20 protein-coding genes are annotated in these 24,946 nt (G+C 67.5%); 11 read left to right on the top strand and 9 right to left on the bottom strand.

Going from position 1 to position 24,946, the window contains the following annotated elements; genetic code table 11:
• Positions 1-42: 42 nt before the first annotated feature.
• The 7 genes from thrC (at position 43) to ACP2AH_RS13100 (ending at position 7,626) form a co-directional block, all read left to right on the top strand.
• Positions 43-1,452, top strand: a complete 1,410-nt coding sequence (gene thrC / locus ACP2AH_RS13130) for a threonine synthase (protein WP_425106210.1) — start codon at positions 43-45, stop codon at positions 1,450-1,452.
• A complete protein-coding gene (locus tag ACP2AH_RS13125) occupies positions 1,449-2,735 on the top strand; it encodes a M16 family metallopeptidase (RefSeq protein ID WP_425106209.1) in 1,287 nt (428 codons plus the stop codon). Before thrC ends, ACP2AH_RS13125 begins: the two co-directional genes overlap by 4 nt.
• A gap of 18 nt (positions 2,736-2,753) precedes the next feature.
• Entirely contained in the window at positions 2,754-3,410 is a 657-nt protein-coding gene (locus ACP2AH_RS13120; RefSeq protein ID WP_425106208.1) for a GNAT family N-acetyltransferase, read from the top strand.
• A 166-nt stretch (positions 3,411-3,576) separates the two neighbouring features.
• Complete coding sequence (locus ACP2AH_RS13115) at positions 3,577-3,972, top strand: (2Fe-2S)-binding protein (RefSeq protein WP_425106207.1); 396 nt, start codon at positions 3,577-3,579, stop codon at positions 3,970-3,972.
• A gap of 103 nt (positions 3,973-4,075) precedes the next feature.
• The gene (gene bfr, locus ACP2AH_RS13110; RefSeq protein ID WP_244378011.1) at positions 4,076-4,552 is read left to right on the top strand and encodes a bacterioferritin; all 477 of its coding nucleotides are present in this window, start codon (positions 4,076-4,078) and stop codon (positions 4,550-4,552) included.
• 281 nt (positions 4,553-4,833) lie between these two features.
• The gene (locus tag ACP2AH_RS13105; protein WP_425106206.1) at positions 4,834-5,874 is read left to right on the top strand and encodes a Fe(3+) ABC transporter substrate-binding protein; all 1,041 of its coding nucleotides are present in this window, start codon (positions 4,834-4,836) and stop codon (positions 5,872-5,874) included.
• Positions 5,875-5,961: 87 nt separating this feature from the next.
• The gene (locus ACP2AH_RS13100; protein WP_425106205.1) at positions 5,962-7,626 is read left to right on the top strand and encodes an ABC transporter permease; all 1,665 of its coding nucleotides are present in this window, start codon (positions 5,962-5,964) and stop codon (positions 7,624-7,626) included.
• A gap of 243 nt (positions 7,627-7,869) precedes the next feature.
• On the opposite strand, the gene groL is transcribed toward ACP2AH_RS13100, so the two are convergent.
• The 4 genes from groL to ACP2AH_RS13080 all read right to left on the bottom strand — a co-directional run bounded on the left by groL (position 7,870) and on the right by ACP2AH_RS13080 (position 11,244).
• The gene (groL, locus tag ACP2AH_RS13095; RefSeq protein WP_425106204.1) at positions 7,870-9,510 is read right to left on the bottom strand and encodes a chaperonin GroEL; all 1,641 of its coding nucleotides are present in this window, start codon (positions 9,508-9,510) and stop codon (positions 7,870-7,872) included.
• Positions 9,511-9,556: 46 nt separating this feature from the next.
• Positions 9,557-9,844, bottom strand: coding sequence for a co-chaperone GroES (locus tag ACP2AH_RS13090; protein WP_026221330.1), 288 nt, complete (start codon positions 9,842-9,844; stop codon positions 9,557-9,559).
• 261 nt (positions 9,845-10,105) lie between these two features.
• On the bottom strand, positions 10,106-10,630 hold the full coding sequence (locus ACP2AH_RS13085) for a phasin (RefSeq protein WP_425106203.1): 525 nt from the start codon (positions 10,628-10,630) through the stop codon (positions 10,106-10,108).
• Between the two features lie 239 nt (positions 10,631-10,869).
• Positions 10,870-11,244 carry a phasin family protein gene (locus tag ACP2AH_RS13080; RefSeq protein WP_421697904.1) on the bottom strand — a complete coding sequence of 125 codons (375 nt, stop codon included), beginning with the start codon at positions 11,242-11,244 and terminating at the stop codon, positions 10,870-10,872.
• A 320-nt stretch (positions 11,245-11,564) separates the two neighbouring features.
• Here ACP2AH_RS13080 and ACP2AH_RS13075 point away from each other — a divergent pair, with 320 nt between their 5' ends.
• Entirely contained in the window at positions 11,565-14,192 is a 2,628-nt protein-coding gene (locus tag ACP2AH_RS13075) for a histidine kinase dimerization/phospho-acceptor domain-containing protein (protein WP_425106202.1), read from the top strand.
• Positions 14,193-14,360: 168 nt separating this feature from the next.
• Here ACP2AH_RS13075 and ACP2AH_RS13070 read toward each other — a convergent pair whose 3' ends face one another.
• Together ACP2AH_RS13070 and ACP2AH_RS13065 are read right to left on the bottom strand one after the other, a co-directional pair.
• A complete protein-coding gene (locus ACP2AH_RS13070) occupies positions 14,361-15,341 on the bottom strand; it encodes a hypothetical protein (protein WP_425106201.1) in 981 nt (326 codons plus the stop codon).
• 353 nt (positions 15,342-15,694) lie between these two features.
• Positions 15,695-17,680, bottom strand: coding sequence for an AsmA family protein (locus ACP2AH_RS13065; RefSeq protein WP_425106200.1), 1,986 nt, complete (start codon positions 17,678-17,680; stop codon positions 15,695-15,697).
• A 224-nt stretch (positions 17,681-17,904) separates the two neighbouring features.
• Here ACP2AH_RS13065 and ACP2AH_RS13060 point away from each other — a divergent pair, with 224 nt between their 5' ends.
• Positions 17,905-19,902, top strand: coding sequence for an acetoacetate--CoA ligase (locus ACP2AH_RS13060; protein WP_425106199.1), 1,998 nt, complete (start codon positions 17,905-17,907; stop codon positions 19,900-19,902).
• 54 nt (positions 19,903-19,956) lie between these two features.
• Here the strand turns inward: ACP2AH_RS13060 and ACP2AH_RS13055 are convergent, their stop codons facing one another.
• Positions 19,957-20,580 carry a MarC family protein gene (locus ACP2AH_RS13055; RefSeq protein WP_425106198.1) on the bottom strand — a complete coding sequence of 208 codons (624 nt, stop codon included), beginning with the start codon at positions 20,578-20,580 and terminating at the stop codon, positions 19,957-19,959.
• A gap of 131 nt (positions 20,581-20,711) precedes the next feature.
• On the opposite strand from ACP2AH_RS13055, the gene ACP2AH_RS13050 reads away from it, so the two are divergent.
• Positions 20,712-21,341, top strand: a complete 630-nt coding sequence (locus tag ACP2AH_RS13050; protein ID WP_425106197.1) for a ribonuclease HII — start codon at positions 20,712-20,714, stop codon at positions 21,339-21,341.
• A gap of 179 nt (positions 21,342-21,520) precedes the next feature.
• A complete protein-coding gene (locus tag ACP2AH_RS13045) occupies positions 21,521-22,474 on the top strand; it encodes an MBL fold metallo-hydrolase (protein ID WP_425106196.1) in 954 nt (317 codons plus the stop codon).
• Between the two features lie 42 nt (positions 22,475-22,516).
• Here ACP2AH_RS13045 and cydB read toward each other — a convergent pair whose 3' ends face one another.
• Together cydB and ACP2AH_RS13035 are read right to left on the bottom strand one after the other, a co-directional pair.
• Positions 22,517-23,542, bottom strand: coding sequence for a cytochrome d ubiquinol oxidase subunit II (gene cydB / locus ACP2AH_RS13040; RefSeq protein WP_425106194.1), 1,026 nt, complete (start codon positions 23,540-23,542; stop codon positions 22,517-22,519).
• The coding region (locus tag ACP2AH_RS13035) for a cytochrome ubiquinol oxidase subunit I (protein ID WP_425106193.1) at positions 23,539-24,946 on the bottom strand (1,408 nt) is incomplete at its 5' end. The genes cydB and ACP2AH_RS13035, both read right to left, overlap by 4 nt.

Raw genomic sequence — 24,946 nt, 5'->3', positions numbered from 1 at the left:
CCCGCCACTAGGTTGCGGCCACTTTCTCCAGCGGAGGCGCGCGTGCGCTACATCTCGACCCGTGGCGAGGCTCCCGTGCTCGCCTTCTCCGACGCCCTGCTTGCCGGCCTCGCGCGCGACGGCGGGCTCTATGTGCCCGAGGTCTTCCCGGCGCTGGCCCCTACGGCGATTTCCACCCTTGCCGGCCATTCCTATGCCGAGGTCGCCGGGCGGGTGATCGCGCCCTTCGTCGATTCCGCCTTCACGCCCGCCGTGCTGACGCCGATGCTGGAGGCGGCCTATGCCAGCTTCCGCCATCCCGCCACCACGCCGCTGGTGCAGATCGCCCCCAACCGCTTCGTGCTGGAGCTGTTCCACGGCCCGACGCTCGCCTTCAAGGATGTGGCGATGCAGCTTCTGGGCCGGATGATGGACCATGTGCTGAGCGCGCGCGATCAGCACGCCACCATTGTCGGCGCCACCTCGGGCGATACGGGCAGCGCGGCGATCGAGGCGTTTCGCGGCTCCAAGCGCACCGATGTGTTCATCCTCTACCCCGCCGGCCGCGTCTCCGAGGTGCAGCGCCGGCAGATGACCACGGTGCCGGACGCCAATGTCCACGCCATCGCCATCGAGGGGACGTTCGACGACTGCCAGGCGCATGTGAAGGCGATGTTCAACCATCACGCCTTCCGCGACCGCCAGCGCCTCGCCGGGGTGAACTCGATCAACTGGGCGCGGATCGTCGCGCAGGTGGTCTACTATTTCGTCGCCGGCGTCGCTCTGGGGGCGCCGCAGCGCAAGACCTCCTTCGTGGTGCCGACGGGCAATTTCGGCGACGTGCTCGCCGGCTATGTCGCCAAGCGCATGGGCCTGCCGATCGAGCGGCTGGTGGTGGCGACCAATGTCAACGACATCCTCGCCCGCACGCTGGCGACCGGGCGCTATGAGGTGACCGGCGTGCGCCCGTCCTCCTCGCCGTCGATGGACATCGAGGTGTCGTCGAATTTCGAGCGCGTGCTGTTCGAGGCGATGGACCGCGACGCCGGCGCGCTGCGCGGGTTGATGGCCTCGCTGGCGCAGTCCGGGGCCTTCGCGCCGTCCAGCGCCGCCATGGCCGCGCTGCACGCTGATTTCGACGCCGGCCGTGCGGACGAGGCGCAGACGCTGGACACCATCGCCCGGGTGCGGGCGGAGACGGGCTATCTGCTCGACCCGCATACGGCGGTCGCCGTCTCGGTGGCCGAGCGCGTCGCGCATGATCCGCATGTCCCGCAGGTGGTGCTCGCCACCGCGCACCCCGCCAAATTCCCCGACGCGGTGGAGCGGGCCTGCGGCGAGCGCCCGGCGCTGCCGCCGCACCTCGCCGACCTCCTTGAGCGTCCCGAGCGCACACCGACCCTGCCCAATGATGTGGCGGCGATCGAAGCCTATATCACCCGCCATGCGCGGGCCTCGGAGACCGCCGCGTGAGCAAGGACACCACACAAGGCCCCCGCATCACCACGCTCGCCAACGGTGTCACCGTCGTTTCCGAATCCATGCCTCATCTGGCCACGACCTCGCTCGGCATCTGGGTCGGGGCCGGGGCGCGCGACGAGGAGGCGGACGAGCACGGCATCTCGCATCTGCTCGAACATATGGCGTTCAAGGGCACGCGCCGCCGCTCCGCGCGCGGCATCGCCGAGGAGATCGAGGCGGTCGGGGGCGACATCAACGCCGCCACCAGCGTCGAGCACACCTCCTATAATGCGCGGGTGCTGGCCGAGGACATGCCGCTGGCGCTCGACGTGCTGTCCGACATTCTCGCCGAGCCGGCCTTCGACCCGGAGGAACTGGCGCGCGAGCACAATGTGATCGAGCAGGAGATCGGCGCCGCCCTGGATACGCCGGACGATCTGGTGTTCGACCTGTTCCAGGAGCGGGCCTTTCCCGGCCAGCCCATCGGCCGCTCCATCCTCGGCACGCCGGACAGCGTGCGCTCCTTCGGGCCGGAAAAGCTGCGCGCCTATCTCGGGCGCACCTACCGCGCGCCGAAGATGATCGTCTCCGCCGCCGGCGCGGTGTCGCATGAGGCGCTGGTGGCGGAAGCGGAAAAGCGCGTGGCGGGCTTTGCCGGCGCCGACAAGCCGGCGGTCGTTCCTGCCCGCTATGAGGGCGGGGTGGAGATCGGCGGCGGGCGCGAGCTGGAGCAGGCGCATCTGCTGATCGGCCTGCCCGGCCTTTCCTATCGCGACCCCGGCATCCACGCGCTGCAGGTGTTCACCAATGTGCTCGGCGGGGGCATGTCCTCGCGCCTGTTCCAGGAAGTGCGCGAGGCGCGCGGCCTGTGCTACGCGGTGTATTCCTTCCACTGGGGCTATGCCGATACCGGGCTGTTCGGCGTCTATGCCGGCACGGATGGCGGCGATGTCGGCGAACTCGTTGATGTGGCCGTCGACCAGATCCTCGCCACCATCGACAGCATGACCGAGGCGGAACTGGCGCGTTCCAAGGCGCAGGCCAAGGTGGGGCTGCTGGCGGCGCTGGAGAGTTCCGGCGCACGGGCGGACCAGCTGGCGCGGCAGATGCTGGCCTTCGGCCGGCCGATCCCGCTGGAGGAGATCGTCGCCAAGGTGGAAGCGGTGACGCTGGACGATGCCCGCGCCGCCGGCAAGGCGCTGATCGGGCGCGGCCGGCCGACCTTCACCGCGCTGGGGCCGGGAAAATCGCTTGAATCGGCGGCGCGCATCGCGGAACGTCTTAGCGCAGCATAACGCCCGCCGGCAGCGCACATGGCCCTGTTTCGCACCGTGTCCTGGTCTGAGCCCCCGATGCTCGTCGAGGGGGCGAGCGTGCTGCTGCGCCTGCCGAACATGTCGGACTTCGCCGCCTGGGCGGCCCTGCGCGAGCAGAGCCGGGAGTTCCTTTCCCCGTGGGAGCCGACCTGGCCGGCCTATGACCTGACGCGCGGCTCGTTCCGGCGCCGCATGCGCCGCTATGCCCGCGATGTGCGCGAGGACGCAGCCTATCCCTTTCTGGTGATCCGCCGCGCCGACCGTGTGCTGCTGGGCGGCCTCTCGCTGTCCAATGTGCGGCGGGGTGTGACCCAGACCGCCAGCCTCGGCTACTGGATGGGCGCCCCTTTCGCCGGGCAGGGCTATATGAGCGCGGCGGTGCGCACCCTGCTGCCCTTCGCCCATGGCACGCTGGGCCTGCGCCGGATCGAAGCCGCCTGCCTGCCGAGCAACACCCCCTCCATGCGGCTGCTGGAGGGTGCCGGCTTCCGGCGCGAGGGCTATGGACGCGAATATCTCTGCATCGACGGCCGCTGGCAGGACCATGTGCTCTATGCCCGGCTGGCCGGCGACCCGATCGCGCGCGTGCCGGGGTTCGAGGGCGTCAGTTTGGTGCCATTCAAAAGTGCAGATGAGATGAGTTCGGGCGCTTAATCTGGAATCTCTCAAATCTAAGCCCACGAAGACTAGTCGATCGCCTCACATGATCGGCAGATTGGCATTTGCCGATTGACGCTTGGCCGGAATAGCGCGAAAAGAGAAGAGAAAGGCGATATTTAGAATAATTCTAAACGCCTGAAAACTTCGGTTTCGCGTCGCGATGATCGTGTGTTCCTGCAATGTGCTTTCCGATCGTCAGATCCGCAGCGCGGTGTCGGAGACGACGGCGCCCGTGCGAACGGTGGGGCAGGTGTATCGCTGCCTCGGCTGTAGCGCGCAGTGCGGCCGCTGCGCCCGCACCATCCGCAAGCTGCTCGACGATGTGAACGCCAGCGCCTGTTCGGTTTGCCCGCGCGAATGCCCGGCCGCCTTGCAGGGGGAGGGGGCGCCCGCCCCGCACACGCACTCCGCGGCGCCGCACTACCACGCGCCCCATGGCCATGCCGCCCACACGCATGCGCCGCATGCCCATGATCACAGCCATTCCCACGGCCATTCTCACGGCCACACGCATCACGAGCCTGCGCTGGCTCTGCCGGCCATCGCGGCAGAGTGAAGCGCCGCGCCGTCACGCCCGCACGAACTGTGGATGGGTGGTTGCCTTCTCCTTAGAAGTTTTCTAAAAAGATGCCGCTACTCGCAACAGGAGAGGCGGCGCCATGAAGGGCGATTCAAAGGTCATCGAATATCTCAACCGCGGCGTCCGCTCGGAGCTCACCGCGATCAACCAATACTGGCTGCATTACCGCATGCTGGACAATTGGGGGTTCAAGAAGCTCGCCGCCAAGTGGCGCGCCGAGTCGATCGAGGAGATGCAGCACGCGGATCGCTTCATCGACCGCATCCTGTTCCTCGAAGGTCTGCCGAACCTGCAGGTGCTGGACCCGCTGCGCATCGGCCAGGACATCAAGGAAGTGATCGAGTGCGATCTCGCCGCCGAGATCGAGGCGCGCGCGCTCTACCAGGAAGCCGCGACCTATTGCGAGAGCGTGCAGGACTACCCCAGCCGCGATCTGTTCAAGGCGCTGATGACGGACGAGGAAGGCCATATCGACTTCCTCGAAACCCAGCTCGACCTGATCAAGACCCTGGGCCTGCAGCTCTACGCCCAGCACCACATTGGCGAGCTGGAGTGAGCGTTTCGCCGCTCGTGCCAGAGGTTTAGCGGGGGGCCGGTCGCAAGACCGGCCCTTTTCGTTTCGGGCTGCGGCACGGGCGGGCGGTCTCCGCCGGGCCACGGCGGCGCTGGAAATCCGGCGCCAGGCAGGTCGGGCACCTCTCCTTAGACTTATTCTAACATATTGACTTCACTTTGCTTTTCGTTGACCGGCGGGGCCACGTCGGCTACCGCCTCGGACAGACGTACCGTCCACCATGCAACCGCCCCTTGACGGTGGTGCGCACACAGGAGACGCCCATGCCTGCCCGCAGCTCCCTTTCCCGCTACGCGCTGTCCGGCTTCATCGCCGCGACGCTCGCCCTCGCGCCCTTTGCCGCTTCGGCGGAAGAGGTGGTGAACATCTACACCACCCGCGAGCCGGGTCTCGCCAAGCCGCTGTTCGACGCCTTCAGCGAGAAGACCGGGATCAAGGTCAACAGCGTGTTCGTCAAGGAAGGCCTCGCCGAGCGCGTGAAGGCCGAGGGCGATGCCTCCCCGGCCGACGTGCTGATGACGGTGGATGTCGGCGCGCTGCTCGACCTGGTGGATCAGGGCGTGACCCAGAAGGTCAGCTCCGCCACGCTGGAAAAGGCCATTCCCGCCAATCTGCGCGGCAAGGAAGGCGAGTGGTTCGCTCTCTCCGCCCGCGCCCGCGTCGCCTACACCGCCAAGGACCGGGTGAAGGACACGGCGATCACCTATGAGAGCTTCGCCGACCCGAAGTGGAAGGGCGAGGTCTGCATCCGTTCAGGCAAGCACCCCTACAACACCGCGCTGATCGCCGCCTATATCGTCCATCACGGCGAGGCGAAGGCCGAGGAGTGGCTGAAGGGCGTGAAGGCGAACCTGGCCCGCAAGGCCGCCGGCGGCGACCGTGAAGTGGCGCGCGACATTCTCGGCGACATCTGCGACATCGGCCTCGCCAATTCCTACTATGTGGGCCTGATGCGCTCCGGCAAGGGCGGCCCCGAGCAGGAGGAATGGGGCAAGGCGATCAATGTCGTGCTGCCCACCTTCGAGAATGGCGGCACGCATGTGAACATCTCCGGCGCCAGCGTCGCCAAGAACGCCCCGAACAAGGGCAATGCAGTCAAGCTGCTGGAATACCTCGTCTCGCCGGAGGCGCAGGAAATCTACGCCAAGGCGAATTTCGAATATCCCGTGGTGCCCGGCGTGCCGGCTGACCCGATCATCGCCGCCTTCGGCCCGCTGAAGGTCGACAATATCGACCTCGTCCAGGTCGCCAAGGCGCGCAAGGCGGCGACCGATCTCGCCGACAAGGTCGGCTTCGACAACTGAACCGACCCGGCGGCGCCGCCCGCGCCGCCTTCTCCCCTGACATGAACGGGTCCCGGGGTGGTTTGCCGCTCCGGGACATTTGCCGAGATGAGCCTGGTCCTCTCCCCCAGCCCGCACCGCGCCCCTTTGACCGGCTCCCGCCTCGTGCGGGCGGCGGCGGGGGCGGTCGTGCTTCTGGTGCTGCTGCCGCTGCTGGCGCTGGCCTGGACCGCGCTGCAGGGTGCGCCCGATCTGTGGCCGCACCTCATCGCCAATGTGATTCCGCACGCGCTGTATGAGACCACGGTGCTGGTGCTCGGCGTCGGCCTGTTCGTCGCCATCATCGGCACCGGCACCGCCTGGCTGGTGGCGGTGTGCCGCTTTCCCGGACGCGGCGTGTTCGAATGGGCGCTGCTGCTGCCGCTCGCCATCCCGACCTATATCCAGGCCTTCGTCTATGTCGACGCGGTGCACCCTCTGGGGCCGATCCCGACGCTGATCCGCACCAGCTTCGGCCTGCGCCCGCGCGACCTCTGGCTGCCCGAGGTGCGCACCCTGCCGGGCTGCATCATCCTGCTCGGACTGGTGCTCTACCCCTATGTCTATCTCTCCGCCCGCGCCGCCTTCCTGGTGCAGACCGCTTCCGTGCTCGATGCGGCGCGCACGCTGGGGGCGGGGGCGGGGGAGGCGTTCTTCCGCATCGCCCTGCCGCTCGCCCGTCCGGCGATCGCGGTGGGGGTGACGCTGGCGCTGATGGAGACGGTGAACGACATCGGCGCCTCGGAATTCCTCGGCGTGCAGACGCTGACCCTGTCGATCTATTCCACCTGGCTCAACCGCTCCAGCCTGCCGGGCGCGGCGCAGATCGCGCTGTGCATGCTGGCGCTGATGTTCGCGCTGGTGCTGCTGGAGCGCTGGGCCCGGCGCCACCAGCGGACCGGCAGCATCGGCGATCGCGCCCGCCCGCCGGCGCGGCGCACGCTCTCCGCCGGGGCGTCGGTGCTCGCCTTCCTCGCCTGCCTCATTCCCATCCTGCTGGGCTTCGTGCTGCCCGCCGGGCATCTGGCGCTGGCGGCGTGGAAGCGCGTGGCCTTCCACGGCGTGTCGGAGACCATCCTGCACGAGGCGGCCAATACCGCGCTGTTCGCCGCGCTCGGTACCGCGCTCGCTCTTCTGCTCGGCTTCGCCGTGGTGGTGGCGCTGCGCACCGGGGCGCTGCGCTCCGGGCTGGCGCTGCGGCTCGCCAGCCTCGGCTATGCCGTGCCGGGCACGGTGCTGGCGGTGGGGCTGCTGGTGCCGCTGGCGGGCTTCGACAATCTGGTCTCGCACCTCTCCGAGCGCCTGACCGGCATTTCCACCGGGCTGCTGCTGTCGGGCTCCGGCGCGGCGCTGATCATCGCCTATGTCATCCGCTTCCTCGCCATTCCCATCGGCGGGGTGGAGGCGGGCTATGGCAAGGTGGGGGTGACGCTCGACATGGCGGCACGCAGCCTCGGCGAGAAGCCCGGCGGCGTGGTGCGGCTGATCCATCTGCCGATGCTGCGGCCGGCGCTGGCCACCGCCGCGCTGCTGGTGTTCGTCGACTGCATGAAGGAACTGCCGGCGACGCTGATGCTGCGGCCGCTGAATTTCGAGACGCTGGCGAGCCATGTCTATTCCGAAGCGGCGCGCGGCACCTATGAGGACGGCGCGCTGGCGGCGCTGCTCATCGTGCTGGTCGGGCTGGTGCCGGTGATCCTGCTGGCGCGGCTCTCCCGCCCCCGGCAGGGCTGAGGGCGAACTCTCTCTTACTCATCCCAAAACGGAATGCGGGGGCGGGCCTTTCGTCCTTCGAGGCCCGGCTTTGCCGGGCACCTCAGGATGACCGGCTTTGCCGGTCACCTCGCGATGACGATGCGTTGCCCCAGCAAAAAGGGCGCGGCTTGCGCCGCGCCCTTGATGTCTTCTGCCGCCACCTGAACCGGGCTTGCCCGGTTGTTCAGGCACTCAACCAACCGCAGGGGCGGATGGACTTCCTCAGAAGTCCATGCCGCCCATGCCGCCGCCGCCCGGCATGGCGGGGGCGCCGCCATCGCGCTTGGGCGCGTCGGCGATCATGGCTTCGGTGGTGATGAGCAGGCCGGCGACCGAGCCGGCGTCCTGCAGCGCGGTGCGCACGACCTTGGCGGGGTCGACGATGCCAGAGGCGATCATGTCGACGAACTGCTCGGTCTGGGCGTTGAAGCCGAAGTTCTGGTCCTTCGTCTCCAGCACCTTGCCGACCACGATCGAGCCTTCCACGCCGGCATTCTCGGCGATCTGGCGGATCGGGGCTTCAAGCGCGCGCAGCACGATCTTGATGCCGGCCTGGATGTCCGGGTTGTCGGAGGAGAGCTTCTCGACCGCCTTCTTGGCGCGCAGCAGGGCGATGCCGCCGCCGGGGACGATGCCTTCCTGCACCGCGGCGCGGGTGGCGTTCAGCGCGTCGTCGATGCGGTCCTTCTTTTCCTTCACTTCGACTTCGGTCGCGCCGCCGACGCGGATCACCGCGACGCCGCCCGCGAGCTTGGCGAGGCGCTCCTGCAGCTTCTCGCGGTCGTAGTCCGAGGTGGTTTCCTCGATCTGCGCCTTGATCTGCGCGACCCGGCCCTCAATGTCCTTCTTCTTGCCGACGCCGTCGACAATCGTGGTCTTTTCCTTCTCGATCACCACCTTCTTGGCGCGGCCGAGCATGGAGAGGTTGACGCTCTCAAGCTTGATGCCGAGCTCTTCGGAGATGACCTGGCCACCGGTGAGGACGGCGATGTCTTCCAGCATGGCCTTGCGGCGGTCGCCGAAGCCGGGGGCCTTCACCGCCGCGACCTTCAGGCCGCCGCGCAGCTTGTTGACCACCAGCGTGGCCAGCGCCTCGCCTTCCACGTCCTCGGCGATGATGAGCAGCGGCTTGCCCGACTGCACCACGGCTTCGAGCACGGGCAGGATCGCCTGCAGGCCGGAGAGCTTCTTGTCGAAGATGAGCATGTAGGGATCTTCGAGATCCACCGTCATCTTCTCGGCATTGGTGATGAAATAGGGGGAGAGGTAGCCACGGTCGAACTGCATGCCTTCGACCACGTCGAGCTCGGTCTCGGCGGTCTTGGCTTCCTCGACGGTGATGACGCCCTCATTGCCCACGCGCTGCATGGCGCCGGCGATCATCTGGCCGATGGAGGCATCGCCATTGGCGGAGATGGTGCCGACCTGAGCGACTTCGTCGCTGTTCTTCACCTTCTTGGCGCGCTTTTCGATGTCCTTGATCGCCTCGGCGACAGCAATGTCGACGCCGCGCTTGAGGTCCATCGGGTTCATGCCGGCGGCGACGAACTTGGCGCCTTCGCGGACGATGGCCTGGGCGAGAACGGTGGCGGTGGTGGTGCCGTCGCCGGCGAGGTCGTTGGTCTTGGAAGCGACCTCACGCACCAGCTGGGCGCCGAGATTCTCGAACTTGTCCTCGAGCTCGATCTCCTTGGCGACGGTGACGCCGTCCTTGGTGATGCGCGGAGCGCCGAAGCTCTTCTCGATGACGACATTGCGGCCCTTGGGGCCCAGCGTGACCTTCACCGCATTGGCGAGGATGTCGACGCCGCGCAGCATCCGCTCGCGGGCATCGCCGGCAAATTTAACGTCCTTGGCAGCCATCTGGCCTACTCCTGAAAATCGTTATGTCCGGAGAGCGAAGGTCGGCTCAGCCGACGATGCCCATCACGTCGGATTCCTTCATGATCAGGAGGTCCTGACCGTCGATCTTGACCTCGGTGCCCGACCACTTGCCGAACAGCACCTTGTCGCCGGCCTTCACGTCGAGCGGCACGAGCTTGCCGGCTTCGTCGCGGGCGCCCGGGCCCACGGAGAGAACTTCGCCCTGCGAGGGCTTTTCCTTGGCGCTGTCGGGGATGATGATGCCGCCCGCCGTCTTCTCTTCGGCGTCGAGGCGCTTCACCACGATGCGGTCATGCAGGGGGCGGAACTTCAGCTGGGCCATCGGTAGATCCTCGGTCTTCCTGTCGCGCGCCGGTGCGGCGCTGGTGAGAAGCGTATTAGCACTCTTCATAAGTGAGTGCCAAACCGTCGCCGAGATAGGAATGGTACCGGATTGAGTCAAGCGCGCGGCAAGGGGCGGCGCTGTCATAAATCGTCATGCGCGGCTGGCGGGGATGTGATGGCGCGCCAGACATGAAAAAACCCGGCCCGCGCGGGGCGCGGACCGGGTTCGATCTCAACGGCGAAGCGGCGATCAGGAAGCCTTCTTGATCGTCTTCTCGACCGAAGCCTTGATCGGCTCGGCGGTGTCGGCGGCGACCTTCTGCGCCAGGGTGGAGAGTTCCTTGGCCTGGCTGGAGAGCACGTCGAACTGCTTGCGCAGATGGCCGGTGGAGAGTTCCACCGCTTCCGACACGCTCTTGGCACCGAACAGCGCGCCCATATAGTCGAAGGCGGCGTTCACATTGGTGCGCAGGGATTCCAGTGCCGCCGTGTTGTACTCGGCGAGGCCGCGCGACGCGGTGGAATAGGTGTCTTCCAGGAGGTCGGTGGTCTCTTCGGCGTTGGCCTTGAACTTCTCATAGGTCTCGCGCGCGTTCTGCACGCTCTTCTCGGCCATCTCGCGCACCACGGCGGGCACTTCGACGGCGGAAGCGACATCGAACTTGGGGACTTCGAACTTCGGCATTTCAAACTTCGGCATGGAAGACTCGAAAGCGGCGGTGGCGGCCTTGGCGGTCTTCTTCGGGGTGGGGGTGACGGGGGCAGCGTCGACCATGGGGGTTATCCTCGCAGTCGCGGTGGATTGGGAACTGGCGACAACCGCTCCGCGCCTGCGGTCGCGCCCTGACCGGCAAAGGCCTGTCCGAGTGAAACCCGACCCTCTGCCTTGTCTTGTCCCCTAATATTGTGCAATGCAGCATCATATTGCAATGCACAATTTGCCCTGACGAGCGAATTTTTTCGCTTTTTTTAACTCCGCGGGCCGCGTGCCGCCCGGCAGAGCGGCGCGGAGGCCTATTTGTCGCCCTTGCCGAAGGGCGAGGCGGCGCTGGCGTGCTGGCCGAGCGCCTTGGCCTGCTCGGCGAGGCGGGCGGCCTGTTCCTTCACATACTCGGCGTGAAGGCGGGCCCATTCGTCCACCGTGGTCGCGCCAGCGAGGCGGGAGGCGAAGTCGAAGCCGGCGGCGATGTTGGCCTCGACGAAATCCAGCGTGGTGCGGCCGAACTCGCGGGCATTGCCCTGCGCCGTATCGACATGGCGGCTGGCGTCGTCGAGCGCCTTGTGCGCGGCGCCGAGCAGGCCATCAATGGCCGCGCGTGCCTGCCCCACGCCCTGCTCGGCAATGGCGCGCAGCTCGGGGGGAACGTCGAGTTTCGGATTGTCGGCCATGGCGAAAACTCCTCCGGATGACGATGTGGGAGTGTAGACGCAACGGAAGGCACTTCTATCCGGCCGGATGCCTACATCAAAAGTAGTAGAGCGCAGCCAAAACGCAACCGAATTCGCGTCGCTGCGGGTCAGCCGGTTGCACTTGGTTAACCGGGATCGGTGGCAACCAATTAACCGGAAAAGGTGAAGCTGGCGCGACAGGGCAGGCGGCGCATGGCAAGCGGCGCCGGCCCGCATTATTGTTGGAATGCGGCGGCGGGTCCTTGCGGGGCTTGTGTCGCCGGCATCCGGTTCTCACCGGCGGGATCATTCGGGCGCACATGACCACCGACGACATCGGCACATTGGCGACGCAGAACCTGCGTGCTCAGGCGGCGACCGCGCTCGCCGGGGCGGCGCCGGCGGTGCTCGCCCTCGCCGATGGCCGCGTGCTGGACGCCAACGACGCCGGCCGTGCCCTGCTCGACCCCGCGACTCTCGCCACGCTGGCGCCGCGCCTTGCCGCCACGTTGCGCCCGTCGCGTCCGGCGCGGCTGGAACGGCTGCGCGTGCCGGGCACGCTCACCCCCGTTACCTTCGCCTGCTCGCTGCTCGCCGCCGGTGGCGCCCGCGCGCTGCTCCTCGTCGGGGTCGACGCCAAGCCCGCCCGTGCCCCGTCCGCGCCGGCGGAGAGCGCTTCGTCGCCGGAAGCCCCGGCAGCGGCGCCCGCCCGCTTCACCTGGAGCACCGGCCCGGATGCGCGGCTAACCCGTATCGACCCGCGCCTCGCCGCCGCGCTGGAGCGCATGCCGGACGACCTCGCCGGCCGCGACTGGCGCGCGCTCGGCGCGCCGGACGCCCACCGCGCGGTGCTGGAGGGGCGCAGCTTCACCCATTTGTCGCTGCTTCTGCCGACCGCGCGCGGCGAGGGGCTCGCCGTCGAACTCGGCGGTGCGCCGATCCGTGGCGACGGCATGCGCGGCTTCGGCGTGACAAAGGGCCGGCGGCCGCTGGAGGCGCGGACCGAGACGCCCGCCCGCCCGGACCTTTCCCCGCCGGTGAGCCCGCCGGCGCCGCGTGTCCCCGAGGCCGCGTCCCCGGCGCCCGAGCCCGCCGCGCCGGTGCGGGTGACGCTGAGCCTGGTGCCGTCGCCCGCCAATGTGGTGCCGCTGCGCGCCGGCGGTGAACCGGGCCGCGACGCCGCCCGCTCCTCCTGGGAGGGGCTGTCGACCGGTGAGCGCAACGCGTTCCGCGACATCGCCCGCGCCCTCGGCGCGCGGCTGGAAGGTGTCGACGACCTCGACGATACGCCCGCCGAGCCCGTCATCGAAACACCGGCGCCGACGCCAGAGCCGCCCCGCGCGACGCCGCCCGAAGCCCCGCGCACTGTCGAGCCCGCCGCCCGCGAGACCGCCGCCCCTGAAAGCACCGGCCTGCGCCGCGTGCTCGCCGAGGGCGAGCGCCCGGTGCTGGACCGGCTGCCGCTCGGCCTGCTCGCCTTTCGTGGTGACCGGCTGCTCTATGCCAATCGCGCGCTGCTCGACTGGACCGGGCATGAAGACCTCGCCGCGCTGGAAGCGGCGGGCGGCCTTTCCGGCCTGTTCGATACCGCTCCGGCGGCGGGGGGCGGCGACGTGCCGCTGACCATCGTCGGCGCCGAGGGCGCGCCGATCCGCGTCGAGGCGCGGCTGATGTCCTCCCCCTGGGAGGGCGGGCCGGCGATGCTCTATGTGCTGCACCGGTCGACGGCGCCGGCGGCGGCGCCCGACGACATCTCCGCTGAAGCGGCGGCGGCCGAGGCGCTGGCCGATGAACGGCTGCGCCAGGCCGAACTCGCTTTGCGCGAGGCGGAGCGTTCCAGCCGCGAATTGCGCGCCATTCTCGACACCGCCACCGATGGCGTAGTGCTGATCGACGCCGCCGGCACCATCCTGTCGATGAACCACCCGGCGGAGGCGCTGTTCGGCTTCCCCGCCGGCGAGGTGAAGGGCGAATCCTTCACCCTGCTGCTGGCGCCGGAGAGCCACCGCGCGGCGGTCGACTATCTCGACGGCCTCGCCGCCAATGGCGTCGCCAGCGTCCTCAATGACGGGCGCGAGGTGATCGGCCGCGTGCGCGAGGGCGGGCTGATCCCGCTGTTCATGACGGTCGGCCGGGTCGGCGACGATCCCACCAAATTCTGCGCCGTGCTGCGCGACATCACCCAGTGGAAGCGCGCCGAGGAGGAACTGATCGAGGCCAAGCGGCTCGCCGAGCGCGCCAACCTCGCCAAATCCGACTTCCTCGCCAAGATCAGCCACGAGATCCGCACCCCGCTCAACGCCATTATCGGCTTCTCCGAAGTCATGATGGAGGAGCGTTTCGGCCAGGTGGAGAACCAGCGCTACCGCGACTATCTGCGCGACATCCACGCCTCGGGCGAGCACCTCGTCTCGCTGATCAACGATCTGCTCGACCTCTCCAAGATCGAGGCCGGCAAGCTCGACCTCGCCTTCACCAGCGTGTCGCTGAACGAGGTGGTGCAGCAGTGCATGGGCATCATGCAGCCGCAGGCGAACCGCGAGCGCATCATCATCCGCTCCTCGCTCGCCACCGACCTGCCGCCCGTGGTGGCCGACACGCGCTCGATCCGCCAGATCGTGCTCAACCTCGTGTCCAACTCGATCAAGTTCACCCAGCCCGGCGGGCAGGTGATCCTGTCGACCACGCTGACGGAGGAGGGCGAGGTGGTGCTGCGGGTGCGCGACACCGGGGTCGGCATGTCGGAATCCGACGTGATGGTGGCGATGGAACCGTTCCGCCAGATCACCACCTCGGCCCGCGCCGGTTCCGGCGGCACCGGCCTCGGCCTGCCGCTGACCAAGGCGCTGGCGGAAGCCAACCGCGCCGCCTTCAATATCCGCAGCGCGGTGGATGTCGGCACCATCGTCGAGATCATCTTCCCCTCGACGCGGGTGCTGGCGGAGTAGCCCTGCGCGTCACGCCACATGGCGAGATAAGAAAGGGGCCGTCCGGACGCAATCAGTGTGAGCCCGTGCACTGGACGCACACAAGAAATCTGAACGCGTGCTGGCGGCTTCACCTGGGCACGGAAGCGGACGTGTCCGGATGGGCAAGGTCTATTGGACGCAAATAACTCAAGAGCGAGTGAGAAGCTCTACTATTTCGGCACGCAAATCAGCACGAGAAAGTCCGGCCGCGTGAGCGCGCACCTGCCCAAACTCCTCCTCAGATAAATGTTCACCTAGCTCGTCGAGGTTTCCTCGCACAATTGATAAGCTCTCAGGGGCAACGTTAGCGATCAAAAGTATCGCTTTAAGGGCGGCAATACATTGTGCTTTGATATTCTGATCGCCTCTCAGCCCCTCAATCAACAATGCATCTGCAAGCCCAACGTACCTTATTTCATGTTCAGTAAGAAAAATTTCCTTGTCTAGGGCAAATGTGCCGCTAAGCCCTGCGATTAAGCTCACCAGCTCCGACCGGTCGCTACCTATGGCTAGAGACATGAGGCCCCTCACCCTAGTTCGCATCCTCACTGCAATCACCATAGACGTAATTGCAACGGACAGTGCAGACAGCGCGGCTCCGAGGAGAGGAAGCCATGGCCGTTCGTCTGCGGCCACTTGTGGCACTAGCCCACCCAACACCTCTAAACTTCTGACTGAAACATCGAGACCTGACTCCACATTGGGCGCCACCGTCATGGCCGAGATGGTTAGGCGCTCGCTTGGCAACATCCGAGGGATGCGGACCAAACCTCCGTCCGGCCCTGTCTCGAACTGAGGCATCAGGATGTTCTCGCCAACGGCAATGCTCTCTATTTTGCCGCCGGGGTCACGCATGCGGACCGTCACGTCGGTCAGCCCCGTTTTGCCTTCGTTCGCAACGACCACTGCAAAAATGCGTTGAAAATCATTGCCTTTGGGGAGTCCGGGTCCTGAAATCACACTGTAATTTAAGATGGAGGTAGGTCTGGTGATTTCGTCATAGAGCTTTGGTGCGAGCGAGAAAAAGCCGGCCACGAAGGCGGGCACGATTACAAAGAGGAGAAAGCGCTTCCAGCCCAAATGAGGTTTATTGGAGCCCGCGTCATTAGCATCGCTTACATCAGTCACATCGTCCCCCTGCCAACGAACTACCGCAGAACTGTACCGCTAGCTTTCACTCCCGGTATAGGTGCGCGCGGAATTTCCACCGCTTCGAGTCGTATCGCCCGCTACCAGATTCCAAGCTTTGGGCGCATGGCTGACGTTTGAATGAAGGGGGCAGGGGGAATTTGGCTCAATTGCTCGAAAAGAGATACGCGCTCACACCGCTGGCCGAAAATCATCTTGCGTCGCTTGACCTCACTCCAAGTTTTCAGTCCAGATGCAACGCATCGACGGCCGAAAATATCCAGCCTGATCAAATACCTACGGCGCTGCTCAGGAAGCATCTTCCCCTCGACACGGGTGCTGGCGGAGTAGCCTCAGGGCGCGGGGGCGGAGACCTCGAGTTTATCCGAGGGGGCGAGGAGCGCACGGCCGGCGCCGGAGCGGCGGATCAGCGCCTGCGGGTCGGGCAGAAGGATCGGCCGCAGCCAGTCGCCGCGCACGATGAAGGGCAGTTCGAACGCCACCGTGACCGCCGGTGCGGCGGCGCTGGCCGCCAGCGCCGACGTGTCGGCGGCGAGGCTCGCCGCCACGCCCGCCACGGACGGGGCGGCGCTTTCCGCATTTGCCGCGGTCGCGGCGGGAATGGCACTGGACGCTGGCGCGGCATTCGGCACCGGATTTGGCGCGGGCGCTGCGGCCTTGGCCAGCTTACCGGGCGGGGTGGCGCGCACCAGCTGGGCGACGCCGGCAAGATCGAGGCCGCGCGAGGCCACGGGGCTCTCGCCGGTCAGCGCCACATGCAGCGTGCTGCTCGACAGATCGAGCCGGTCCAGCTTGACGATGCCGTCGGCGATGCGGGCATCGACCACGATATCGGTGAAGGGCGTGCGCCCGCCCCGCAGATCGCCGCCGGACAGCGGCCGTTTTTCCAGCCGGGTCAGAATGCGGCCGACATCAAGACCCACCAGCGCGCCCCCGCTGCCGCTGAGGGTGAAGGCGCCGCCAAGCCCCTCGGCGATCTCCATGATGCTGGCGCCGCCGCCAATGGCCGAGAGCCGGAAAGAGCCGGTGCCCTCCAGACGCTGGACGCGGAACAGGTCGCTCAGCGCCGGGCCCAGAGCCACATCGTCGGCGGAAAGATCGAGGCGCACATTCATCCCCGGACCGGCCGGGCGGGGGGAGAGCTGGACGGCGGCGCGGAACAGGCCGCCCCAGGCCTCGGCCTCGCCGATGGTGAGCGACAGCCGCCCGCCCTTGGCGGTGGCCGCGGCCGCCATGCGCTGGAAGCTGGCGCCGCCAAGACGCACCTGGCCGGCGGAAAGCCGCAATTCCACATCCAGCCCCCGGGCGGGGCCGAGATCGAGCGCCTCGCGGCTCCAGCTGCCCTCATGCGGGTTGGACAGGCTGAGTTCGCCATAGGGCGAGAGGTCCATGGTCTCGCAGGCCAGCGAGCCCTGCAGCATCGGCCGGGGGCCGTCGATGCGCAGATTGAAAGCGCCGATGCCGGTATTGCCGTCGAGATCGAGCTTGGCCTGGCTGAGCTGGGCGCCTTGCGCCGAGAGCAACGCCATGCCGCGCAGCGCGAATGGGCCGAAGCCGCGCTCGGTCGGCGCGTCCATGCCGAGCCACGCCAGCGTCTCGCGCAGCTGTCCGGCGCCGATCTTGAGATCGCCCGAAACCACCGGCCCGCCCGCCAGCCGAGCGCCGCCGGTGAAGCTGGCCGTGGCCAGCGGCGCCGCGAGGGACAGGGAGAGCCCGCCGACCTCGCCTGCCGCCAGCGCGCGCAGATTGCTGAGCTTGCCGTCGATCGCCACCCGCTCGCCGCGCCAGACGGCGGTGCCGGCCACGGTGACATTCGCTCCGCCGCGCCAGCCAATGGCGAGGTCCGCGTCGGGAACCAGCATGTCCGTGCCGTCGCCATGGGCGAGGGTGACGCTGCCATTGGTGACGACGAGATCGCCGCGCGAATCGGCGCTGCCGAGCGAGGCGATGAAGCCGCCAAGCGCCGTCAGCCCGTCGCCGGGATCGGCGAGAATCAGCCGGGCCTCGGAGAGTTCGATGGAATCGGCCCGCACATGGCCGGCAAGCAGCGGCAGCACATCCAGCACCACCCGCACGGAGGGGGCTTCGAGCCGGGCGCGGGGGTCGTCAAGGCTCACCCCCTCAAGGGTGAAAGCGGGGCGGGGCAGGACGGTGAAGGACACCGGGCCATCGATCCGCGGCACCACGCCGGTGGCGGCGGCGATCATCGCTTCCGCCTGCGCCCGCAGCGTTTCCTCGGAAGCGAGCTTGGGCGCGAACACGCCCGCCACCATCGCCAGTGCCACCGGCACGAGGAGGAATGGAATGTATTTCTTCATTGCGTCGTCAGGCTCCACGCCCTCGCTACCCCATCGCAGCCAGGCCGCGCAAGCAAGGGCGGCGCTCGGAGAGGTACGGGTCGCGCGCAGGTGGCGTACCGAAAGTTGCCGCACCATGTCGGCGCTCTGTGTCTGTTTGATGGCCTGACAGGCGGCGTTGCCGGCGCTATGAGTGTTGCAGTGCAAAACGCCGAGCAAACGGCGCCTGAAACGGGAGGAAGGCCATGGGGGCAGACGGCAACGCAGGCATGGTGCAGGACAGCGCGGGGAGCGCGCCCTTGTGGACGCCGAGCCCGGAACGGGTGGCGCGCACGCAGATCGCCGCCTTCCTGGCGCGGGTGAATGCCCGCCACGGCACCGCGCTTACCGATTATCGCGGGCTGCACGCCTGGTCGATCGCCCATCCCGCCGCCTTCTGGGAAGAGATCTGGGACCTCGGCGGGGTGATCGGCAGCCGCAGCGGGCCGTCGCTGGTCGATGGCGACCGCATGCCGGGCGCCCGCTTCTTCCCCGAGGCGCGGCTGAACTATGCCGAGAACCTTCTGCGCCCGCGCGACCGCGACAGCGTGGCGCTGGTGTTTCGCGGCGAGGACAAAGTGGAGCGCCAGCTGAGCTTCGGCGACTTGTCCGATCTCGTCTCGCGCCTGCAGCAGGCGCTGCGCGCCGCCGGTGTCGGCATCGGCGATCGGGTGGCGGCGACCATGCCGAACCTGCCGGAGACGATCGCGGTGATGCTGGCGGCGTCCTCGCTCGGCGCGGTGTTTTCCTCCTGCTCGCCGGATTTCGGCGAGCGCGGCATTCTCGACCGCTTCGGCCAGATCGAGCCCAAGGTGTACGTCGCCTGCGACGGCTATTGGTACAATGGCAAGCCGGTCTCCATCGCCGAGAAACTGAAAGCCGCGGTGCCGCAACTGCCGAGCGTGGTGGCGACGGTGATCGTGCCCTATCTCGGCCAGGCCGAGGAGGTGGCGGCTGCGCTGCCGAATGGGGTGACGCTGAACGCCTTCATCGCCCCCTTCGCGCCGGCGCCGCTGAGCTTCGAGCGGCTGCCCTTCAACCACCCGCTGTTCATCCTGTTCTCCTCCGGCACGACCGGCGCGCCGAAATGTATCGTCCACGGCGCCGGCGGCACGCTGCTCCAGCACATCAAGGAGCACCGGCTGCAGTGCGATCTCGCGCCGGGCGACCGGCTGTTCTACTTCACCACCTGCGGCTGGATGATGTGGAACTGGCTGGTGAGCGGCCTCGCCAGCGACCTAACCCTGTGCCTGTATGACGGCTCGCCCTTCGCGCCCAATGCTGCGGTGCTGTGGGACTATGCCGAGACGGAGCGCTTTGCGCTGTTCGGCACCTCGGCGAAATATATCGACCAGCTGCGCAAGGAAGGCGTGCGGCCGGCCGAGACCCATGACCTCTCCGCGCTGAAGGCGGTGACCTCCACCGGTTCGCCGCTGGCACCGGAGAGCTTCGCCTTCGTCTATGAGGCGATCAAGCCGGACCTGCACCTCGCTTCGATCTCCGGCGGCACCGACATCGTCTCCTGCTTCGTGCTCGGCGATCCCACCGCGCCGGTCTACCGGGGCGAGATCCAGGCGGCCGGCCTCGGCATGGCGATCGAGGTGTGGTCGGACGACGGGCGGCCAGTCACCGGCCAGCGCGGCGAACTGGTCTGTGTGAAGCCGTTCCCCTGCATGCCGGTCATGTTCTGGAACGACCCGGAGGGCGCGAAGTACCACGCCGCCTATTTCGAGCGCTTCCCCAATGTGTGGTGCCATGGCGACTTCGCGGAATGGACCGCGCATGGCGGGCTGATCATCCATGGCCGCTCCGACGCCACGCTGAACCCGCAGGGCGTGCGCATCGGCACGGCGGAAATCTACGCGCAGGCCGAGCAGATCCCGGAAATCGTCGAGGCCATCGCCATCGGCCAGGAATGGGACAATGACGTGCGCGTGGTGCTGTTCGTGCGGCTGCGCGAGGGGGCGGTGCTCGACGCCGAACTCGACAAGCGCATCCGCACCCAGATCCGCACCGGGGCCAGCCCGCGCCATGTGCCGGCCCGCATCCTCGCGGTGGCCGACATTCCGCGCACCCGTTCCGGCAAGATCACCGAGCTTGCGGTGCGCGACGTAGTGCATGGCCGGCCGGTGAAGAACACCGAGGCGCTGGCCAACCCGGAATCGCTGGAGCTGTTCCGCGACCGGCCCGAACTGGCGCAATAGGCCAATTTCCGTGCGTTCGGCTCCCGGGGCGCGGCCCCGGGGGCGCACCGGTCGTCAGATCGGCGGCAGGTTCAGCCACTTCGCCGCCGCGCTGAGGATGAGGTCCACCGCCATCGCGGCCAGGATCATGCCCATCACCCGGCTGATGATGGAGGCGCCGCCACGGCCGATGATGTTCACCAGCCGCCCCGCCGCCAGCATGATGGCGAGCGTCACCAGCAGCACCAGGCTGAAGGTGACGATGGTCATCATCCGGTCGGGGAAATCGTGCCGCGCATTATCGGAGAGCACCACGGCGGCCAGCATCGCCCCGGGGCTGGCGATGGAGGGGATCGCCAGGGGATAGACCGCGATCTCCATCGGGTTCATCTCGGCCGGCGTGTGCGGGTCGGCGTGGCTCTTGCCCTGGATCATGGTGAGGGCGAACAGGAACAGCACGATGCCGCCGGCGATCTGGAAGGAGTCGATCGACACATCCATCGCCCGCAGCAGCCAGCTTCCGGCCAAGGCGAAGAACACCAGCACGCCGAAGGAGATGATCACCGAGAGCACCGCCGCCTTCTTGCGCTCGGCTACGCTGAAGCCGGTAGTAGCGGCAAGGAAGACGGGCAGCGTGCCCAGCGGATCGATCACCACCCAGAGGGTGACGAACTCCTGAATGCGTTCCGCCAAATTCATGATCCGCCCACCCGTTCGCCTCTGCCTTATAGCGGTATCTGAGGTGGCGCCAAGTTGCATCGCGGACGGGCCGTGGGCATGGTGCCGGCCGGCGCGCCGGCGCCGGCGAATCGTATGAGAGACCCTGCATCATGGCGGAGCCGCGACAGAAACCGGACTTTTCGCGGGAGCTGGACGCCCACCGCGCGGGCGAGGTGCCGGTGGCCGGTGTGGATGAGGTCGGGCGCGGCCCCTGGGCCGGGCCAGTGGTCGCCTGCGCCGTGGTGCTGAACCCGGCGCGGGTGCCGGCGGGACTGGACGATTCCAAGCGGCTGTCGGCGGGCCAGCGCGAAAAGCTGTTCGAGGAAATCTGCGCCACTGCCGATGTGTCGCTGGCTTTCGCGCCGCCGACGCGGATCGACGGCCACAATATCCGCCAGGCGACGCTGTGGGCGCTGGCCCGCGCGGTGGCCGGCCTCGCCTGCACCCCCCGCCTCGTGCTGGTGGACGGCAACGACCTGCCGCCCGTGCCCTGCGCCGCGCGCACGATCATTGGCGGCGACGGGCTGGTGGCGTCCATCGCCGCGGCCTCCATTGTCGCCAAGGTGACGCGGGACCGGCTGATGGGCGCGCTCGGCGCCGCCCATCCCGGCTATGGCTTCGAGCGGCATATGGGCTATGGCACGCCGGAGCATCAGCAGGCGCTGGCGGCGCTCGGCGTGTGCCGCCACCACCGCACCTCCTTCGCGCCTGTCCGCGCAAGGCTGGCCGCGGCGGAGTAGACCCGCGCGCCTTAGCGCGTCCGGTTCAGGGGCGCCCGCCACCGCGCGGGCCCGTGCCGTTCCTTCTGGTGCCCGCTTACTCCTCAAAAGTGTAATTTGAGAAGCTCTGCAATCGTCACGCTCTAGCTTCGACTAACAATTCTAATAGTCTATAGACTATTAGCAAATTGGAGGTTTGCATGAGCGAGAATGAAAATGGCGGGCGTGAAGGCCGGCGCGGTTTCCTGAAAGCGGCCGCAGCCTCGGCGGCGGCCGTGGCGGTTGGCGCGGAACTGCTGCGGCCTGAGCCGGCGGCGGCGCAGTCCGTGGCCTGGAAACAGGCCGGCAATAACAACCATGTGCTGGAGTTGCAGAAGGCCGTGCCGGAGACGGCCGGCAAGGTGCAGATCGACTATTTCGGCCACACGGCCTTTCGCATCACCACGCCGGCCGGACTGACGCTGGTGTTCGATCCCTGGCGCAACGACCCCTCGGGTGCCTGGGGCCTGTGGTTTCCGAAGGAGTTTCCCAAGCTCAAGGTCGATGTCGGGCTTTCCACTCACGCGCATTTCGACCACGACGCGCTCGACCGGCTGGAGGCGACCGCGCTGCTCGACCGCGTGCCGGGAACCTGGAGCTTCGCCGACGTGACCATCACTGGCGTGGCCGACAAGCACGCGACCGATGCGCCAGGCTGGTACAAGTGGATCGATGCGGTGAAGGAGTTCGGGGCCGATCCCTATCCCCCGAACAATCCCGGGCATCTCGACAACGTCACCTATCTCGTCGAGACCGGCGGCGTGCGCATCCTCATCTGGGGCGACAACCGCCACAATCCGCCGGATGACGTGTGGAAGAAATGGGGCCGGGTCGACGTGCTCACCCTGCCGGTCGACGGCTCGCAGCACATCCTCAGCTATGAGCAGGCGAACGGCGTGGTGGACCGGCTCAAGCCGAAAGTGGTGATACCGACGCATTATCTCGCGGCCGGCACCTCCTCCACGCTCAGCACACTGCAGACGGCGGATGCGTGGGTGGATGCCCAGAAGGCCTCGAAGCGGCTCGACGGCCCGAACCTCGCGCTCGATCCAGCGTCCATCGCCGGCTACGACCGGCAGTTCCTTTATTTCGGCCCGAACGTGCTGCGCGGCTGAGGCGCTGGCTGGGAGGCAGGGCGCGCGGCGCGCCCTGCGGCCTCAGTGGTAGCCCTCGCCCTCGCGCACCTTGCCGCGGAACAGCCAGTAGACGAAGGCGATGTAGCCGAGGATCACCGGCAGCATGAAGATGGTGCCGATGAGCATGAACACCTGGCTCGCCGGGGCGGCGGCGGTTTCCCACACGGTCAGCGAGGGCGGCACCAGATAGGGGAAGATCGACACGCCGATGCCGAGATAGCCGAGCAGGAACAGGCCGATGACGCCGAAGAACGGCAGGTTGTCATGGCCCTTCTCCAGCCAGCGCCACACCGCATAGGCCAGCACCAGCGTGAGCAGCGGCACCGGCGCGAGGTAGAACAGGTTCGGCGTGGTGAACCAGCGCTCGGCGATGCGCGGGAAGGCGATGGGCGTCCACAGGCTGACAATGCCCATGAAGACGAGCACCGCCGGCAGCAGCAGCTTGGCCCGGGCGCGTGCGCGGGCGGCGGCGGCGCCGTCGGTCTTCATGACAAGCCACACGCAGCCGATCAGCGCATAGCCGGCCACCACGCCGACGCCGCAGAGCAGGGCGAAGGGAGTGAGCCAGTCCAGCGGCCCGCCGGCGAAGGCGTTGTTCTCCACCTTGATGCCCTGCACGAAGCCGCCGAGCAGCACGCCCTGGAAGAAGGCGGCGAGCGTCGAGCCGCCAGCGAAGGCGATGTTCCACAGGAACCGGCTGGTGTCCGCGACATGGCGGAACTCGAAGGCGACACCGCGAAAAACCAGCGCCAGCAGCATGAAGATGACCGGCAGATACAGCGCCGGCATGACGATGGAGTAGGCGAGGGGGAAGGCGACCAAGAGGCCGCCGCCGCCGAGGATGAGCCAGGTCTCGTTGCCGTCCCAGAACGGGGCGACGGAACTCATCATCTGGTCCTTCTCGGTCTCGCTGGCCGCGAAGGGGAAGAGAATGCCCATGCCGAGGTCGAAGCCGTCCAGCACCACATACATGGCGATGGCGACGGCCAGCAGCAGTGACCAGATGACGGGCAGATACCATTCCATACCAACGCCGGTCATGTTCATTCCCCCGGATGGTTGATGGCGGCGCGCGTCGCCTTGTGCGCCGAGGTGAGCGGACGGCTCGGCACGCCCTCGGGCGTCTCGACGGCGGAACCCTGCGGGCCGCGGGCGATCAGGCGGTTGATGTAGTAGATGCCGCCGGAGAACACGATGCCGTAGACGAAGACGAACAGCGCCAGCGTGGTGGCCACCGCCCAGCCCTCGACCGGCGAGATCGCGTCCGCCGTGCGCAAGATGCCATAGGCGACCCAGGGCTGGCGGCCGACCTCGGTGACGAACCAGCCGGACAGGATGGTGACGAAGCCGATGGGCCAGATGTGCTGCAGCGGGGCGAGATACCAGTCGGTTTCGAACAGCCGGTGCCGCCAGAGCAGGAGCACGCCGAGCCAGCCGACGAGGATCATGACGATGCCGAGCCCGACCATGACGCGGAAGGCGAAGAACGGCACGGCGACCGGCGGCCGCTCGTCGCGCGGGTATTCCTTCAGCCCCTTGAAGGTGTCGTCCCAGCTATGGGTGAGGATCAGGCTGCCCAGATGCGGGATGGCGATCTGGTAGTCGTTGCGCTCTTCCGCTTCATTGGGCCAGGCGAACAGCACCAGCGGCACGCCGCTGGCGCCGGGCTCGTTCTGCCAGTGCGCCTCGATGGCGGCGATCTTGGCCGGCTGGTGCTTGAGCGTGTTCAGCCCGTGCGCGTCGCCGATGAAGGCCTGCAGCGGCGCGAGAATGGCGATGAGGCCGAGCGCCATGCGCATCATGGTGCGCCCGTCTTCCGGGTAGCGGCCGGAATAGACGTAGCGCGCGCCCACGGCCAGCACCACGAAGGCGGTGGTGAGGTAGCAGGCTGTGACCATATGAGCGAGGCGGTAGGGGAAGCTCGGGTTGAAGATGACCGCCAGCCAGTCCACGGGATGGGCAACGCCGTCGATGATCTCGTGTCCGGCGGGCGTCTGCATCCAGCTATTGGCGGAGAGAATCCAGAAGGCGGAGAGCGTGGTGCCGACCGCCACCATCACGCAGGAGAACACGTGCAGGCCGCGCGGCACACGGTTCCAGCCGAACAGCATGATGCCGAGGAAGGTCGCTTCCAGGAAGAAGGCGGTCAGCACCTCATAGCCGATGAGCGGGCCGATGACATTGCCGACCACGCGGGAGAAATGGCTCCAATTGGTGCCGAACTGGTAGGACAGCACGATGCCGGATACCACGCCCATGGCGAAGGAGACGGCGAATATCTTGGTGAAGAAGCGGGCGATGCGGTGATAGCGCTCATGCCCGGTGCCGATCCACAGCAGCTCCAGCGTCGCGATATAGGCGGCGAGGCCGATGGTGAAGCTGGGAAAGATGATGTGGAAGGAGACAGTGAAGGCGAACTGAATGCGCGCCAACATTGTGGGATCTAGTTCC

This window comes from Ancylobacter sp., assembly GCF_965249975.1.
Classification (GTDB): Bacteria; Pseudomonadota; Alphaproteobacteria; order Rhizobiales; family Xanthobacteraceae; genus Ancylobacter.
This window is presented reverse-complemented; position numbering and strand designations above follow the sequence as displayed.